The following is a 15,669-nucleotide window of genomic DNA, read 5'->3' on the forward strand; positions in this document are numbered from 1 at the left end:
GTGCGCCCCATGGGAGCCGGTCTCGAACTCCACGGCCTGCGCAAGGACGGCACCGAGTTCCCCGTCGAGATCAGCCTCAGCCCCCTGGAGACCACCGACGGCCTCCTCGTCTCCGCCGCCGTCCGCGACGTCAGCGACCGCAAGGCAGCCGAGGACCGGTTCCGGGGATTGCTGGAGGCGGCGCCGGACGCCATGGTGATCGTGGACGACACCGGGACGATCAGACTCGTCAACGCCCAGACCGAAGCGCTCTTCGGCTACGGCCGCGAGGAACTCCTCGGCCGAACCGTGGACTTGCTCGTACCCGACCGCTTCCGAACCCACCACACCAAGCACCGCAGCGGCTACACCCACAACCGCCAGGTGCGCCCCATGGGAGCCGGTCTCGAACTCCACGGCCTGCGCAAGGACGGCACCGAGTTCCCCGTCGAGATCAGCCTCAGCCCCCTGGAGACCACCGACGGCCTCCTCGTCTCCGCCGCCGTCCGCGACGTCAGCGACCGCAAGGCAGCCGAGGAACGCATCAACGAGCTGGCCGCGCTCGTCGAGTCCTCCCAGGACGCGATCCTCGCCAAGACCCTCGACGGGCACATCACCTACTGGAACGCCGCCGCCCAGCGCCTCTACGGGTACACACGCGCCCAGGTCATGGGCCGCCATGTGTCCCTGCTGGCCCCGCCCGACCACGGCCACGAGATCGACCTCCTGATGGACCGGTTGCGCAACGGGGAGAGGGTCGAGCACTTCGAGACACTGCGGGTCACCCGTCACGGCGATCTCCTCGACGTCGACATCACCCTGTGGCCGACCCGATCCGCCGACGGCGAGGTCATCGGCGCCTGTGCCATCGTCCGCGACATCAGCGATCGCAAGCGGGCCGAAGCCGAGCTGACCGTCCTGTACGAACAACAGCGGCACATCGCCCTGACGCTGCAGCGCAGTCTGATGGGCACTCCGCCCGCCATCCCCGGTCTCACGACCGCCAGCCGCTACCGGCCCGCCACCCAGGGGGCCGGGGTGGGCGGCGACTGGTTCGACCTGGTCCCGCTGGGCGCCGGCCGCGTCGGCGTCCTGATCGGCGACGTGATGGGACGCGGGCTGGAAGCCGCCGCCGTCATGGGCCAGTTGCGTTCCGCCGCACACGCCCTGGCCAAGACCGGTATGCAGCCCCGCCAACTCATGCAGGCCCTCGACGCGGCCGTCGCCGACCTCGACGTCCCGGACCAACTGGTCACCTGCTGCTACCTGGTGATCGCGGCCGACGCGGGCGCGGTGACGATCTGCTCCGCCGGACATCTGCCCACCCTGGTGGCCACCCCGGGCGAGGGCGCCCGTGCGCTGCCCGCGCCCGTCAACGCGCCCCTCGGCGTGGGTGATGTCCTCTACCAGCAGTGCAGCGCGGTCATCCCGCCCGGCGCCACCCTCGTGCTCTACACCGACGGACTGATCGAAACCCCCGGCAGCGACATCGAGGACCAGCTCTCCCGGCTCACCAGCACGCTGAGCGACCTGTTCGCCTCCGCCCCCGACCTGGAGGTGGCCGCCGACCACGTCCTGACCACCTTGCTGCCCGACGCCGAGGGCCACAACGACGATGTCACCCTGCTGCTGACCCGGCTGCCCGACGCACCGCTCGCCGCCGTCTCCCTCGACCTCCCGGCCGTCCCCGACTCCGTCCCCGAGGGCCGAGCCTTCCTCAGCAAGGCCCTCACGTCGTGGGGCTGCGCCACAAAGGCCGACGACGCGCGGCTGTTGCTCTCAGAGGTCCTCACCAACGCCGTTCAGCACGCCCAGGGCCCCATCGGACTGCACCTGTGCCGGACCGACTTGGACCTGACGGTCGAAGTCGGCGACCACAGCCCGCAGTTGCCCCAACCCCGCTTCGCAGCCGAGGACGACGAATCCGGGCGCGGACTGGTCCTCGTCCGCGCGCTCGCCGACGACTGGGGCGTACGCCCCACCGACGACGGCAAGACCACCTGGTTCACCCTCCACCTGTGAGTGGTCCCGCCGTCATCGTGCTACCTGGTGACCTCGTGCCGCCCGGCGTCGCCTCGTCCGGCGCTCACTGGCCCGAGGCGGCGGTGCCGGTGCCCGAGCCGCTGGACGGGCCCTGACCGCTCAGGACGAGTTCCTTCGCCCTGCGGAACTCCTCGTCCGTGATGTCGCCACGGGCGCGGATCTCGGACAGCTTGGCGAGTTCGTCGACGCTGCTGGTTCCGGTGCCGCCGCCCGCCGCCTGCCGGATGTAGGAGTCGAAGGCCTCCTGCTGCGCGCGGGCCTGATTCACCTCTCGGCGACCCATGTTCTTGCCGCGGGCGATCACGTAGACGAGGACACCCAGGAACGGCAGGAGGATGACGAACAGGAGCCAGCCTGCCTTGGCCCAACCACCCAGTTCGTCGTCACGGAAGATGTCGATGATGATCCGGAAGAGCAGGATGAACCACATGATCCACAGGAAGAACCAGAGCATGCTCCAGAAGACGCTCAGCAGCGGGTAGTCGTACGCGAGGTACATCTGTGTGCTCATGTCGCTCCTCCATCCCGGGCGTTCGCCCGGCGGTCGTCCCTCCCGATTCAGCATGCGCACGGCAAGGTCGTCCGGCCTCACCCGGGACGGGTGAACGTCCCCGCGGAGTCTCAGGGCGACGGGGCGGAGCCGTACGGGTCCGCGGCGCGTGCGCGGCGCAGCGCGGCCCGCCAGGCGAAGGCGAGGACGAGTTCGATCAGGCCGAGCAGGACGAGCCACAGGCCGAGCAGCCGGGTCAGGGCGCGGGCGGACTCGGTCGGCAGGGCGAGCACCACGACTCCCGCGACGATGCCGAGCGCCGCGGCGCAGAAGACGACGCCACGGTGCGGGAGTGCCTTCATGGCGATGGCCGTGTAGGCGGTCAGCATGCCGGACGCGAGCCAGACGACGCCGACGATCAGCGAGAGCGCGGCGATGGTCTGCAGCGGGTTCCTCAGGCACAGCACCCCGGCCAGGACGAACAGTATCGAGAGCAAGAGCCCGGGAATCCGCTCGCCGTGCTCCTCGCGGCCGAAGACCGCCACGAAGCGGAACCCCCCGGTCACGACCAGATAGAGACCGATGAGTACCGCCAGGATGTGCAGGGTCTCGTCCGGCCACACCAGCACCAGGATGCCCGGCACCAGCGTCGTGATCGCCGAACCCAGGATCCAGGTCCATGAGCGGCCGAGGCCCGCCAGCAGTTCCTCGGCGTCGTCGGGTGGCGGGGCGGCCGCCGCTTCGGGCCTGGGCCCGGGCTCGGTACGTGGTGCCGGACCACGCGATTCGGTCATGGCTCCTCCTCACGCGGTCGAGTCCTGACGCGGTCGAGCGGGTCGTCGCCGGACCGCCGACGGGACGGTGTGCGGGGACTTCACCGGGTCAGCGTCCCGCGCGCCGCCCGCTGCCGGTTCACCCCCGGCGGGTGATCGTCCCTGCCCTCGGGGACGGCGTACGCCCCGGTCACTCCGGCAGTCGGCGCATCTCTATGACGTGCAGTCCCAGCGACTGGCAGCGGGCCAGCAGCCCGTACAGGTGCGCCTCGTCGACGACGGGGCCGAACAGGACGGTCTGCCCGGACATCACCACGTGGTCCATCTCCGGAAACGCCTTGGTCAGCGTCTCCGTCATGTGTCCCTCGACACGGATCTCGTAGCGCATGGGCTCAGAACGACCTTTCAATGCGTCAGGACGAGCTTGAACGAGATGATCAGCAGGCCGAGCAGCAGATTGATCGAGGCGGTGACGGCCGTGAGGCGCCAGGAGGCACCCGCGCGGCGTGCCGCTGCCGCCGACCAGCCCACCTGCCCGGCCACGGCGACGGCGAGCGCCAGCCAGAAGGTGCCTTGGAGGCCGAGGCCCAGGAGCGGGCTGACGGCCACGGCCACGGTCGGCGGGACGGCGGCCTTCACGATCGGCCACTCCGCACGGCACACCTCGACGACGGTCCTCCAGTCCAGGGCCTGCCGGGCCAGACGCGCCCCGAACAGCTGGGCGTGCACGTGCGCGATCCAGAACGCCAAGCCGGTGCCCAAGAGCAGCACCGCCAGCTCCACGTGGGGGAACGAGCCCAGCGTGCCGGTGCCGATCACCACTGATGCGGCGAGCATGGACCCGTACACACCACCGGTGTAGTCGGCTTGCGCCTGGTGGTCGGCGTCGGCCGCTGAGGTTACGGCGGGTTCGGTCCGTGACATCAAGGCCTTCTCTCCGATTCGGCGCACCGGAACGAGGGACATCGGCCACATCGCCGGATTCGCGATGCTCCGGGCGTCCCACCCGGTCGGGAGGTACGTGGTGCCGCCACTCCCATCGCATCCGAACGGCTCGTCCCGCGCCTCACCCGTGACGGGCGAGGGTGGTCACCGGTACGGGTTCACAGCAGCCGCAGCTCGCGCGCCCGGCGCACCGCTTCGTTGCGCCGGTTCACCGCCAGTTTTCGGTAGACGCTCTTGAGGTGGGTCTTGACCGTGTTCACCGACACGCAGAGGTCGGCCGCGATCTCTTCCGTCGACATCGTCTGGGCCAGTCGCCGCAGAACGTCGCGTTCGCGTTCGCTCAGCTCCTGCACGACGAGCGGTGCGGGCGTTTCGAGCCGCGGCGCGTCGCCGGTCGTCAACCAGCCCGCGGCCAGTGGCTGCAGTGGCGCCGTGCCCAGGAGGCGTCGGATCCACGGTCCAGCCTCCAGGAAAGGCCGCCGCAGCCGCTCGCGCCGGGCCTCCAGGAGCGCCTGGCCCACGAGCTTGCGCGCGGCGGCCGAGTCACCCGCCTCGAGTGCGGCCTGCGCCCGGGTCAGCGTGGCCCGCACGGTCACCGCCGGACCGGCCGGACCCTCGGCGCGCAGGCGGTCGAGCAGGTCGAGCGCGGCGGCGGGGCGGCCCGCCGCCAGCTGGGCCCGCGCGGCCTCCACCACACAGGCCGGCTGGTCGTCCGGCACCTGTTGCAGTACCTCGGCGGCCGCGTCCGGTCGGCCCTCGGCCAGGTGGGCGGCGGAGGCGACCAGAGCGGCGTGAGCCCGTGCCCAGGGTGATGCCACATCCGTGGAGACCGCCGGGTCCGCCGCCGCCAGGGCGGCTCGGGTCTTGCCTCGGGCCAGCAGCAGACGTGCCGTCACGAGGGACCGGCCCGTGGCGGACACCGGGTCCCGTGTCGCCAGGCGTGAGCCGACCGCCTCGTCGAGGAGGGCTTGGGCGTGATCCAGTTCGTTCCGGTCGACGGCCACGGCGGCCAGAACCATCCGCCCGATGTCCGAGCCGGACGACCCGCACAGCCCGAAGCGCTCCGAGTCGGTCGTCGCCGCGAGTGCCTTGCGCTCCGCCCTGCCGAGCCAGCCGTTCAGGTAGTCGATCAGCGCCAGGTGCCCCAAGGACTCCTCTCGCGGAAGTGCCGTCGAGGCCCCGCCGGGACAGCCCGCCGCCGCGGACAGCACGGTGCGGGCGTCCTCGAAGCGCCCGGCCCACAGACGCGTCGAGCCCAGATGGGTCAGCAGCAGAGCGATGAGTTCGGGATGCTGCCCCAAGAGGTGGGCGGGAACCGCCCGCCGCAGTTCCTCGGCCGCCTCCGCGGCCCTCTCCGCCTGGAGCGGGGCCCCGGCCAGACGGGCCCCCAGAGCCTCCAGCAGCGCGCAGCTCAGCCGTGCCGCCGCCGGGCGGGGCACGTCGGTGGCCGCGTCGGGCACGTCCGCGGCCAGGCCCGCCTCGGCCTGGTGCAGGCGGGCCAGACCGCGGTCGAGGTCGCACTGGGACAGGTCCCGGGCCGCTCGGACGACGTCCGTCGCGGGGCTCGTGGCCTCGGGTCCCATCCGGGAGAACAGCTCGGCCAGCTCGTCACGGCGCAGACCGGTGAAGAGCTGTCCGATCGCCAGGCCGTCGACGAAGGCGCCGGCGGTGAAGTCCCAGTCGCCCGCGGCGGCGCCGTGGGCGATCGTCTCGGGGAGGAATCCGGAACGCAGCAGCCACCGGGCGGCCCGCTGGTGGAGTTCGGGCTCCAGTCCAGGACAGCGCTCCCGCAGGTGCGCCCGGAGGATCTCCCGGAACAGCGGGTGGAGCCGGTACCACGAGTGTCCGAGATCCTCGACGAACGCGTTCTCGCGGTGCAGCTCGGCCAGAATGGGCTCGGCGTCGGTGCGCCGCGTCAGCGCGTTGGCCAGATCGGGGCAGAGGCGCTCCAGGATGCTGACCCGCAGCAGGAGGTCCTGGGTCTCGGCGGTTCGCCGCTTGAGCACCTCGGCCAGGAGGTAGTCGGCGACCGTACTCCGCCCTGCCTCGAATTCCTTCAGGTATCTCTCCGGATCCGGGCTCTCCCGCGCGGCCAGGGCGCACAGCCGCAGGCCGGCCGCCCATCCGCCGGTGCGGTCCACGAGCGCCCCCACCGCGTGCGCGGGCAGGCGCAGGCCGTGCCGCTCCAGGAGTACGGCCGCCTCCTCGGGTGTGAAGGCCAGTTCCGCGTTCCGGATCTCCGTCAGCTCACCGGCTGCCCGGTATCGGTGCACCGGCAGCAGCGGCTCGGTGCGGGTGACGAGGACGAGGCGCATTCCCGGTCCGGCATGGTGCAGGACGAATTCCAGCTGCTCCGCGATCTCCGGCGCGGTCACGCGGTCGTATTCGTCGAGCACGACGATCGCGGGCCGGTCGCGTCCGCTCAGCTCGGCGGCGAGCCGTGCCAGCAGTGTGCGGTCCACCCTGCTCGCGTCCGCGGGACAGCGAATGTTGCCAGGGACCGGCACGCCCGAGGACCGCAGGGCCTGGAGCACGTACGCCCAGAACATCCCGGGCTGCTGATCCGCCGTGTCGGCGGTGAACCAGGCGACCGGCTGCGCCAGCCCAGTGACCCACTCGGCGACCAGCAGGGTCTTCCCCGCCCCGGCCGCTCCGTTGACGACCGTCAGCGGAGTCAGCAGCGCCTGGTCCAGGTGTTCGACCAGCCGCTCCCGCCGCAGGAAGGTGACGGGCCTCGCCGGAGGGACGAACCGCGTGCGCAGAAACGGGTCTCCCATGGGATCGACCCATGCGACGGTCGACCCCTGGCCGCTCTCCTCGATCCCAGCCATGGTGCTCGCCATTATCCCGTCAGATCACGGGCGGCGCTCTTCTCACTCCTGTCGCGGCCTTCTCACTCGAGCAGTGGCCCGAGCGCACAGCCCTCACGAATGAACTCACCCACCCGTACGGCCTGGGCCCCGTACGGCCCGGGCGGCGTACGGCCTGGGCGGCGTACGGCCTGGGCGGCGCGACCGCACTCGGGGCCGCCGGCCGCGTCTTCCAGACGACCGCGGTCACGGCTGGGCCACCCCGGTCCCCTTCTCCCCCTCAACCGTTGCCCAGCCACCGGAACTCGCCCCTGTCGACATCACGTTGACACCGCCGGTTGCCCGGCGTTGACTGACAGCACGGTGCGGAGCGCGGCCCCGCCCAGGGCGACGAAACCGACGCGGCCGGTACGACGTACAGGAAAGTGGCACTCGATGATGTACGACCAGTCACGCGCCCAGCAGCCCCCGGACAAACAGCCCGGTTCGGTCGGGCGTCGTACGCCTGGCCCCGAGCCGCTGATCCCGTCGGACGAACGGGACAAGCTCGCCCAGCACCTCCAACACGCCCTCAACACCTTCGCCGACAGCCCACGTGAGGCGTTGGAAGAGGCCGAGACCGCATTCGACGAGGTCACCGCCCAGCTCATGAGCACCCTCGCGGAACGGCGGCGCGTGCTGCACGAGACCTGGCAGGACCAGGACCCCGGGACACAGCCGGAAGAACTCCGGCACGCGATGAGGCAGTACCGGGAGATCACACAGCGGATGCTGCGCATGTAGACACGCACATTGAATCCTCCCCCTCGTAAACGAGGGGGATTCCTAGCTCACGCTGCCTGCCGCCCCGGCGGGGTGTCAGGTCTTCCACGATCAGCACTAGCCGGGTTGAGACCAGCCCGGACGAGCATCACGCGGGCGGAGTTCTTGTCCCTGGGGGATGAGATTCCGCACGCGGTACAGGTGTAGGTGCGTTCCGACAGTGGCAGTGCGTGCTTGGCTCTCGCTCCGCAGTGCGCGCAGTCCATGGTGGTGTGCGCGGGGCGCACGAGCCGGAGGTCCCGATCGTGCTTACGCGCCATGTTGATCAGCTCCGCCTTGGTGGCGGAGATCGCCGCGTCGGCCGCCTTGCGGGCCATGGTGGACTTGGCAAGAAACTTCGGGCGGAAGTCTTCGACGGCGATGGTGTCATGATCGCGGACGACCTGCTTGGCCCATTTTCGGCCGGTGTCCTGGCGCTGCCGGGCGACCTTCTTGTACAGCTTCGCCGTCAGCTTCTTCGCTGTCCGGTAGCCCTTGGACGCGGCCTGCCCGGCCTTGGGCTTACGCCGGGCCATCATCCGCTGATACCCGGTGAGTTTCGCGGCGGCCTTCCGCCCGTGCTCGACGTGAGGAAGGTCGTGGGTGTCGCTGGTGGTGGTCGCGGTCTGCTTCACCCCCCAGTCGATACCCAGCACGTTGCCGGTCTCCGGCAGCGGCTGGACTTCGGTTGCCACGACGAACGAGGCGTACCAGTGGCCGAGGCTGTCGCGGTGGACACGCACGGACGACGGGTCGGCAGGAAGGTCTCGCGACCACACCACCGTCACGCCGATGCCGCCCGCGAGGTGCAGGCGCCCGTGCTTGAGCCGGAAACCGTTGCGGTTGTAGTTCAGGCTCGGGTCGGCCAGGGACTTCTTCTTGTACTTCGGCATCCCCGCCCGCTGCCGCATCGGCAGCCGGTCCTTGATGTCCTTCAACGCCTTGGCGCGGGACTTGCCGAAGTCCCGGATGATCTGCTGCTGCGGAACACTGCTGCCCTCACGCAGCCACGCATTGTGGGTGCGGGCCTCGGTCAGCATCTTGTCCAGCCGCGCCGGACCGCACTTCTCCTCGTCCCGGTGGGCCTTCTTGGACCGGGCGCAGCATTCGTTCCAGATCCACCGGCACCGGTCCCACTCGCCCAGCAGCGCCGTGAGCGCTGTGGATGACACCCGAAGCCGGTAGGTGTACCGGGCGTGCCCGGCCTCCCCGACTTCCAGTGGTGTCGTCATGGTGCCAGCGTAGCGACCATGGACGACGGGGTACGCACAACTGCCAGGATCCCCACTGCACTTCATGCCCGCTGGGCTGCCCACGCCAAGCGCGAGCGGCGGTCACTCAATGCTGATCTCATCTACCTCCTGGAGGGCGTCCTCGGCACTCCCGCAGGGGTAGCCGAATCGCCCGTCGGCGATTCGGCTACCCCTGCCCCGCTACGCGGGAAGCCGGATTCCTCCCCGGCGTAAAGGCCGGGGCATCCTCCGGTTATCCGGTGACACGGTTGGGGTGCGTGCCGGTGCGCGGTCGCGCGGGAGCGTGCGGTCGGGGACGAACGCGCCACCGTCGGCGGCGGCCCGCCCACGTCGGTGCGCAACGCGTTCACGGGCATCGTCACGGCGCTGACGGTCGACGACGTCGTGGCGCAGGTGAAGATCCAGGCAGGGGCCGGTGAAGTCGACGAGCGTGCACGTGGATCGCTCGTAGCCGAAGGCGTAAGGCACAGCAGAGCAGCCCGGAGATCGAGGCGGTCGTAGAGGCGCCCGCGGCGCGGTCGAGACGGCCGCCTTCCGCCGCTACCGCCTTCCTCAGTACGCCTACATCCCGCGCACGGAGGTCCACTTCATGGAGACCGCCGACGCCGTCGGTCCCCTCGGCGCCAACTCGACCCTGCGGGGGTGGCCGGCCCATGAGCCTGCGGACCGGGCCCCTACGATCAGCCCAGTGCGGCGAGAACCTCGGCGCAGATGGCCAAGGCCGTCTCCGCCGGGGTGCGGGCGCCGATGTCGAGTCCGATCGGGCCGTGAATGCGGCGCAGTTGCTCCTCGGTGAGCCCCGCCTCTGTGAGGGCTTCGGCGCGGCGGGCCTGGGTACGGCGTGAACCTAGTGCGCCGACGTAGGGGATGCCGGCCGTCAACGCGGTGTGCAGGACGGGGATGTCGACGTCGGGCTCGTGACTGAGCACGATCAGGCAGGCCGCGGCCGGACGGTCGGCCAGTAGGCTGCGGGCATCCCCGGCGGCGTACGCGACCGTGGCCTGCCAGCCCAGCACCTGCGCCTGGGTGGTGAGGAGTTCGGCGAGTTCGCCGCCGCCGACGATGACCAGGTGAGGGACGGCCGGGCAGGCCTCGATGAGGACGAGTCCGGCAGCGGCGCGGCGGGTCTCGCGTCCGGCACGGTGGCGGGCGAGCAGTTGCCTCGCCTGCTCGGCGGCCTGTACGACGGCCGTCGGATCATCACCCTGCAGTCCCGGAGTGACGACGTCGCTGACAGCCTGGGTCCGCTCCTCGTCGATCCGGGTGATCAGCGCGGCGTCGGCGCCCTCGCTCAGCAGGTCCCACCAGCGGGCGGGGACGGTGTGCAGCGGCTGGAGCAGGATCTCGGCCTGGCCGCCGCAGGTCAGCCGTGCCTCTTTGACCTCGTCGTCGTGTACGGCCACCTCGCACACGCGCGCGGTGTGCCCGGGCGGGAGGGCCGCGGCCTCTGCGGCCAGGTGGTCGTCGAACGCACCGCGGTACAAGGTGCCCTGACGGTTCCCGTCCTCGTCGATGAGAAGCGCGTCGGCGGGGTGCCGGGGCCCGAAGCCCTGCTCGGTGATCGGCCGAGCCAATACGGCCGGGCGCCCCTGAGCCGCCCATCGCCGTGCCGTGTCCGCCAGCTCACGCATGATCGCGGCCCTCCTCGTTCCTGGCTGTCGGCACCGGTGACCCATCGGGTCGCCGGGAGACCACCTGGTCAGCGCGGCACTGTCATCGCCATTCTAGGGAGCCCTGCCCCGGACACCCAGGCTGCACAGTGAACTGGCCGGCCGGAGGCCGGAGACCAGGAGTGGTTCGGGATCGTCACCACGACGGTCCTGGACCTGGCACCCACCACAAGAGTGAGCTCCTCACCGCCGAGCACGGCTTCCCTCTGCGTCTCGTCGTCCCACACCTCTACGGCTACAAGAGCCCCAAGTGGCTGCGTGGTGATCGCCGCCGGCCGACTCCTGCTCCACCCTCATCAAGGCCTTCGCTGTCGTGGGTGCTGGCGGCGGAGACGCCGACGACGAGGGGCAGCCCGTTCGCGTCGACGGGAACATCAGGAGGCGGTATGGCGAGCTCGCGCTGTTCCAGCAGTCCGACATCCGACGGCATCCGACCTCACGGGAAGTGACGACCCGGCAGTCCACCACTCCCACGGAACGGTGATAACCCAGGCAGCAGGGACTCCATCAATTCAGAGCAGCTTCAGTGCGGTGCGGCGCTTCCTTGTCAAGTAATCGTTTGAGTTGTTTGGATTCCGGTGGCCTTTGGCCCGGTCAGCGGCCGACGGCGGCGTCTCCGCGGAACGCCCCGGCCACCACGGGGACCAACTGCCGCTCGATCTGCTCGGCGGACATGGCGGCCAACTCGGCGCCGATGGGTGCCAGCGCGAGCCAGTTCAGCAGACCGGCTGCGCAGCGCGTACGGAAGATCAGTTCCTGCTCGTCGACTTCGGGAAGGTTCGCCGTCAGCACTCGGAGGGCTTCCCGACGACTCTGGTCGAACTTGCCGTTCAGCCGCTCCCACCCCTGGGGCGGATCGATGCCGACGCGCGCCACCGTCCGCATCACGGCCAGATCTTGCCCACCGGCCGCCAGTGCGCGCACCATCGGCCGCGCGAAGGCTGCCGCCAACTCCTGGAGTGTCGAAGTGGAGCCAAGGGGATCGAGCGCTTGGATCTGCGCGTCCAGATACCGTTCCAACGCGTGCTCTATCGCCGAGTCGCACAGCGCCTTGAGCGACCCGAAGTGGTAACTCACCGCGGCGACGTTGGCTCCGGCGCGATCTGTGATCTCGCGGAGTGTCACGCCCTCCTGGCCTCGTTGCGCGAGCAACTCCAGGGCGGCCGTCTGCAGGCCGTCCCGCGTGCGCTGACCAGCCTCTCGGCGCAGGTCCGTCTTTTTCGCCCCTATCACAGCATGAACTCAAGCAGCTGCTTGAGTTCATTGTCAAACAGCCGCCTCGCGGATCGAGGCGGCACTCGAGCGGATCCGGTCCCGACGTGAGCGCGACGCCAAGCACAGCGACACCGGCGCCAAGGCGCACGAGAAGGCGAAGGCCGCCCACGTACGCGCCGAGTGCGCGGTGATCGACCACCTCACCTCGAAGCAGCGGTTGAGGACCTCGAAGAACGGACGACCGGCTGCCGACCGCGCCAAGATCAAGGCGGAGGAACGGTTGGCCGGCAAGCGCCTGCCGACCGCCCCCGAGTAGATCGCGGTCGGCCGCAAGGCACTCCTGGAAGCCGAGCGTGGATTTCGCGATCTGGCCAACGGTGCTGGAACTGCGGTTGGACTCCCACCGCCTCGAACACCGCATCCGCGCCCACGCGCTGCCGCGCCGACCGGCCCTGCTCCGATCCGCGACGCCGGACAGATCCCCGGCCGCGCGACCACACAATTCAAACAAGTGCTTGACAGCCTGCACCGCCGTCCATAATCTCAAGCGAGCGTTTGATTTACTAAGAACGCGAAAGACCGTTGCGACGGATCTCGGATCTTGAGAAACAAACCTGGAGGAACACGACATGAAGCTGCTCAGCCGGAAGTCGATCACCGCCACGGCCGCGATAGCGATCCTGGGTGGGCTTTCCATCGCCGCTGCGCCGACACAGGCCGCAAGCCCCGCCCACAGCAGTGCGGCGGTCCACAGCAGTACGGCGGCCCACGCGGACCTGACTCCTGGCGACCTGGCGAAGCTGCCGCTCACGAACCGGCACCTGACCAGGCACGAGAGGGCCAACCTCGCAGTCGTCCTGCGCGACTACCACGTGGCCGAAGGCAACAGCCTGGACGTCGACACGTTCGTCAACAGCTTCGCCAAGGACGGCGTCTTCAACGACATGGTCCCCGGCCAGGCTTACCGGGGCAAGGCGCTCGGTGACGTTCTGCCCTACATGGCCAACCTCTTCCCCGACGTTCACCGTGAACTCAAGCGCATCACCGTGAACGGCGACGTGATCAGCATCGAACTGTCGATCCAGGGCACGTTCGAGGGACCGCTGCAGTCACCGGCGGGCACCGTCAAGCCGAACGGCGCGAAGATCGACGTGCCGACTGCCGACTTCTGGTACCTGCACAACGGCAAGGTCGAGAAGTTCAACTGCTTCGTCGGGTACTCGACCATGTACTCCCAGATGGGCGTGGACTTCGACTGGGCCTCGGCGGTCAACAAGCACTGAGTCGTTCCCCGGCGGGTGATGGTCGGCGCTACCGGCCGCGCATCACCCGCCGGGGCTTGGTTGTTGGCACTCCGGCGCACGCCGGGCTGTCCGGGCCGATGGTGGCTACACCGGCAGTCGTCGAGTACTGCTTGGCCGCGCCTGTCCTGGCGCCTGTGATCATCAATCGCAACGACGACGTCAAGGGGTTCGTGGTAGTGCCCAAGGGGTGGATCGTCCGCGACCTTCCGGGAAGTGACAACCCAACAGGCCAGCACTCCGACTGGACCGCCGCTCCTATCCAGGAGGTCGTTCTGCGTTGTCGGACTATGGCTGCCGGAATGCGATCTCGGGGTGAGAGGTTGTGGCGCCGCGCAGCACCAACCGGCTGCTGATCGACCTGGGGGCCGAGCTGTTCGCGAGCTGTCTCTATCTGCGTCAAGGAGTGGCTGGGGGATGCCGCGAAGGTGAAGGTCGAAGAAGGCTGCCCCGCGGTCGAGGATGGCGGTGACAGCACACTCGGCGGCAAACCGCGCCGCCAGAGCGGAGGGCAGGTCGCAGCCCCTCGCCACTGGAGGTTCGCGCTGCTGAATGACGACGATCTCCCACCGCCAGACGACGGATGGCGTCCCCGGTCTGCACCGGGTAGCGGCCCCACCTGCCTGGAGGTCGTGTGACGATCTCGTCGCCGGCGGTGCACGTATCGTCGGGTCGTCTTCGATCAGCAGCAGGCGCACCACAGCAGGCACGCTGTCCGAGTAGGCGGGCGGGCCGACCGCGTTAACCGTCCCTTGGGGGCCCCGGTTGTGTCGTTAAGGAGGTGCTCTCCACTTCGGACGGGACAGTCATCGCCGAGTGCGACGGCGCGGTGGTGCGGCTGGTGTCGTGGGTCCCCGCCCAGGGTTTCGGCGTCGAACGCGCCGACGCGGGCCCCGACGAACACGCCGAAGTGAGGTTCGAGGGCACCGGAGGCAAGGCCGCCCTGCCTACCGGCCGACGGCGCACAGCGCGTGGTCGATCAGGGTGCCGGTGGCCCGGTTGAGCGTAGGCAGGTCCGGCATCCCGGAGGTGGTGGTGACGGAGATGGTGACCGCGCGCCGCCCGTCCGAGCTGACTGCGGGGCGGGTGTAGGTGCCGAACCCGTCGCCCTCATGCATGTAGTAGTCGCCGCCGCAGGACAGCGGGATCTCGCGCAGGCCCAGGCCGTAGGTACCCTCGGGCAGCTCCGTGACATCGTCCGGGTCGTCGGTGCGGTGCACGGTCTGCCGCATCTCCCGCCACTGCTCGGCCGGCAGCAGGCGGCCGTCGGCCAGCGAACGGAAGAAGGTGTTGAGGTCCGCGGTGGTACTCACCACTCCAGAGTCGGCGGTGTGCAGGTAGCTGTTCGTGGCGACATCGAGCCTGGTGCCGTCCGTGCCGGTCAGATAGGTGCGCACGTACGGCGTGGGCAGGAACGGGTCGAGACCGGGCACCGAGGTCTGGCGCAGGCCCAATCCTGCGATGATGCGGTGCTCGACCAACTCCCTCCAACCGGTGCCGCTTGCCTTCTCGGCGATCATCCCGGCCAGCAGGTAGTTGGTGTTGGAGTATGCCCAGCGGGTGCGACCGGCCTGCGGCACGAACAGCGGCTCGTGGGCCACGGCCGTCACCACCAGGTCGTGAGTGGAGGTGTCGTTGTAACGGTTCTCGTCGAAGTGCTCGCGGAGCTTGAGCTGGATGTCCGGGTCGTCCATGTAGTCGAACAGCCCGCTGGTCTGGCGGAGCAAGTCGCGCACGGTGATCCGGGAGCCGTCGTTGCCGTTGCCGGAGACCACGCCGGGCAGCCAGTGCTCGACGGTGTCGTCCAGTGAAAGCTGCTTCTCGGCGGCGAGTTGCAGCACCACGGTGGCGACGAACGCCTTGGTGGTGGAGGCCGTCCGGAAGTGCGAGCCCCACGGCACGGGGGCACGGGAACCGGCCGACACAGTACCGAGGCGGGCCTGTACCCGTCCTCCGGGCAGGCCGTCGACCCTGGCCAGCACGTTCACGTCCCCGCCGCCCGCCTTGCGTACGGCGGCCACGTCGTGGCGGAGCTCGGCCTGGGTGTATTCGGCGCGTGCGGCGCGGTGCCCGGAGGTCGCGGAGGCCGCCTCCGGCAGCAGGACGGTGGCGATCAGCGCGGCTGCCGCGAGGGCGGCTGCTGGCGCCTTCTTCTTGCCGGCCTTGGTTGTTGTGCGCTTCGTACCGGCCTCAAGAGCACGCATGGTTCGAACCTCCGGTTCGGGCTGGTGGACCACCGCCTGCTGACGCCAACCAGCCAACCGGATCCCGAACCCGTGCCCCATGGCCCTACCACCTCCACCATGGGTGGTGCCCGGCCCCGCCCATGGTGGGGAAAACCCGAAGCCGGGCCCTCGACCCCGTTGTCACATGCGTGGGTCCGGCGGTG

Annotated in this window: 13 protein-coding genes and 2 pseudogenes; 5 read left to right on the forward strand and 10 right to left on the reverse strand. The window is 69.9% G+C overall.

All coding sequences use genetic code 11. The annotated features are described in order from the left end of the window. Nucleotides 1-2,001, forward strand: a 2,001-nt coding sequence (locus ACZ7M3_RS36760) for a SpoIIE family protein phosphatase (RefSeq protein ID WP_472069225.1), incomplete at its 5' end; no start/stop codon positions are given. A gap of 64 nt (nucleotides 2,002-2,065) precedes the next feature. On the opposite strand, the gene ACZ7M3_RS36765 is transcribed toward ACZ7M3_RS36760, so the two are convergent. From ACZ7M3_RS36765 to ACZ7M3_RS36785, 5 genes are all read right to left on the reverse strand, one after another. Next, a complete protein-coding gene (locus ACZ7M3_RS36765) occupies nucleotides 2,066-2,533 on the reverse strand; it encodes an SHOCT domain-containing protein (RefSeq protein WP_472069227.1) in 468 nt (155 codons plus the stop codon). Between the two features lie 110 nt (nucleotides 2,534-2,643). Then, a complete protein-coding gene (locus ACZ7M3_RS36770) occupies nucleotides 2,644-3,306 on the reverse strand; it encodes an HdeD family acid-resistance protein (RefSeq protein ID WP_351311113.1) in 663 nt (220 codons plus the stop codon). Nucleotides 3,307-3,475: 169 nt separating this feature from the next. Further along, nucleotides 3,476-3,673, reverse strand: coding sequence for a hypothetical protein (locus tag ACZ7M3_RS36775; RefSeq protein WP_060897349.1), 198 nt, complete (start codon nucleotides 3,671-3,673; stop codon nucleotides 3,476-3,478). A 17-nt stretch (nucleotides 3,674-3,690) separates the two neighbouring features. Then, entirely contained in the window at nucleotides 3,691-4,209 is a 519-nt protein-coding gene (locus ACZ7M3_RS36780) for a hypothetical protein (RefSeq protein WP_472069229.1), read from the reverse strand. Nucleotides 4,210-4,388: 179 nt separating this feature from the next. Further along, nucleotides 4,389-7,061: a winged helix-turn-helix domain-containing protein gene (locus ACZ7M3_RS36785; protein ID WP_472069231.1), complete on the reverse strand. Its 2,673-nt coding sequence runs from the start codon at nucleotides 7,059-7,061 to the stop codon at nucleotides 4,389-4,391. Between the two features lie 414 nt (nucleotides 7,062-7,475). Between ACZ7M3_RS36785 and ACZ7M3_RS36790 the strand changes: the two genes are divergently transcribed. Continuing rightward, on the forward strand, nucleotides 7,476-7,823 hold the full coding sequence (locus tag ACZ7M3_RS36790; RefSeq protein WP_472069233.1) for a hypothetical protein: 348 nt from the start codon (nucleotides 7,476-7,478) through the stop codon (nucleotides 7,821-7,823). A 47-nt stretch (nucleotides 7,824-7,870) separates the two neighbouring features. Here ACZ7M3_RS36790 and ACZ7M3_RS36795 read toward each other — a convergent pair whose 3' ends face one another. Then, entirely contained in the window at nucleotides 7,871-9,073 is a 1,203-nt protein-coding gene (locus ACZ7M3_RS36795; protein ID WP_472069235.1) for an RNA-guided endonuclease InsQ/TnpB family protein, read from the reverse strand. Nucleotides 9,074-9,774: 701 nt separating this feature from the next. Continuing rightward, nucleotides 9,775-10,725, reverse strand: coding sequence for an XdhC family protein (locus tag ACZ7M3_RS36800; RefSeq protein WP_472069237.1), 951 nt, complete (start codon nucleotides 10,723-10,725; stop codon nucleotides 9,775-9,777). A 200-nt stretch (nucleotides 10,726-10,925) separates the two neighbouring features. On the opposite strand from ACZ7M3_RS36800, the pseudogene ACZ7M3_RS36805 reads away from it, so the two are divergent. Next, nucleotides 10,926-11,027, forward strand: a pseudogene (locus ACZ7M3_RS36805) (molybdopterin-dependent oxidoreductase); the annotation flags it as partial. Here ACZ7M3_RS36805 and ACZ7M3_RS36810 read toward each other — a convergent pair. Further along, a pseudogene (locus tag ACZ7M3_RS36810) lies at nucleotides 11,024-11,128 on the reverse strand (IS5/IS1182 family transposase); the annotation flags it as partial. The pseudogenes ACZ7M3_RS36805 and ACZ7M3_RS36810 overlap by 4 nt on opposite strands. A gap of 230 nt (nucleotides 11,129-11,358) precedes the next feature. Next, on the reverse strand, nucleotides 11,359-11,997 hold the full coding sequence (locus tag ACZ7M3_RS36815) for a TetR/AcrR family transcriptional regulator (protein ID WP_351311124.1): 639 nt from the start codon (nucleotides 11,995-11,997) through the stop codon (nucleotides 11,359-11,361). Between the two features lie 169 nt (nucleotides 11,998-12,166). On the opposite strand from ACZ7M3_RS36815, the gene ACZ7M3_RS36820 reads away from it, so the two are divergent. Then, a complete protein-coding gene (locus ACZ7M3_RS36820) occupies nucleotides 12,167-12,295 on the forward strand; it encodes a hypothetical protein (protein ID WP_472069239.1) in 129 nt (42 codons plus the stop codon). A gap of 313 nt (nucleotides 12,296-12,608) precedes the next feature. Continuing rightward, a complete protein-coding gene (locus tag ACZ7M3_RS36825; protein WP_472069240.1) occupies nucleotides 12,609-13,262 on the forward strand; it encodes a nuclear transport factor 2 family protein in 654 nt (217 codons plus the stop codon). A gap of 965 nt (nucleotides 13,263-14,227) precedes the next feature. Here the strand turns inward: ACZ7M3_RS36825 and ACZ7M3_RS36830 are convergent. Next, entirely contained in the window at nucleotides 14,228-15,484 is a 1,257-nt protein-coding gene (locus ACZ7M3_RS36830; RefSeq protein WP_472069242.1) for a serine hydrolase domain-containing protein, read from the reverse strand. Nucleotides 15,485-15,669: the final 185 nt, after the last annotated feature.

This window comes from Streptomyces sp. NPDC111656, from assembly GCF_055656965.1.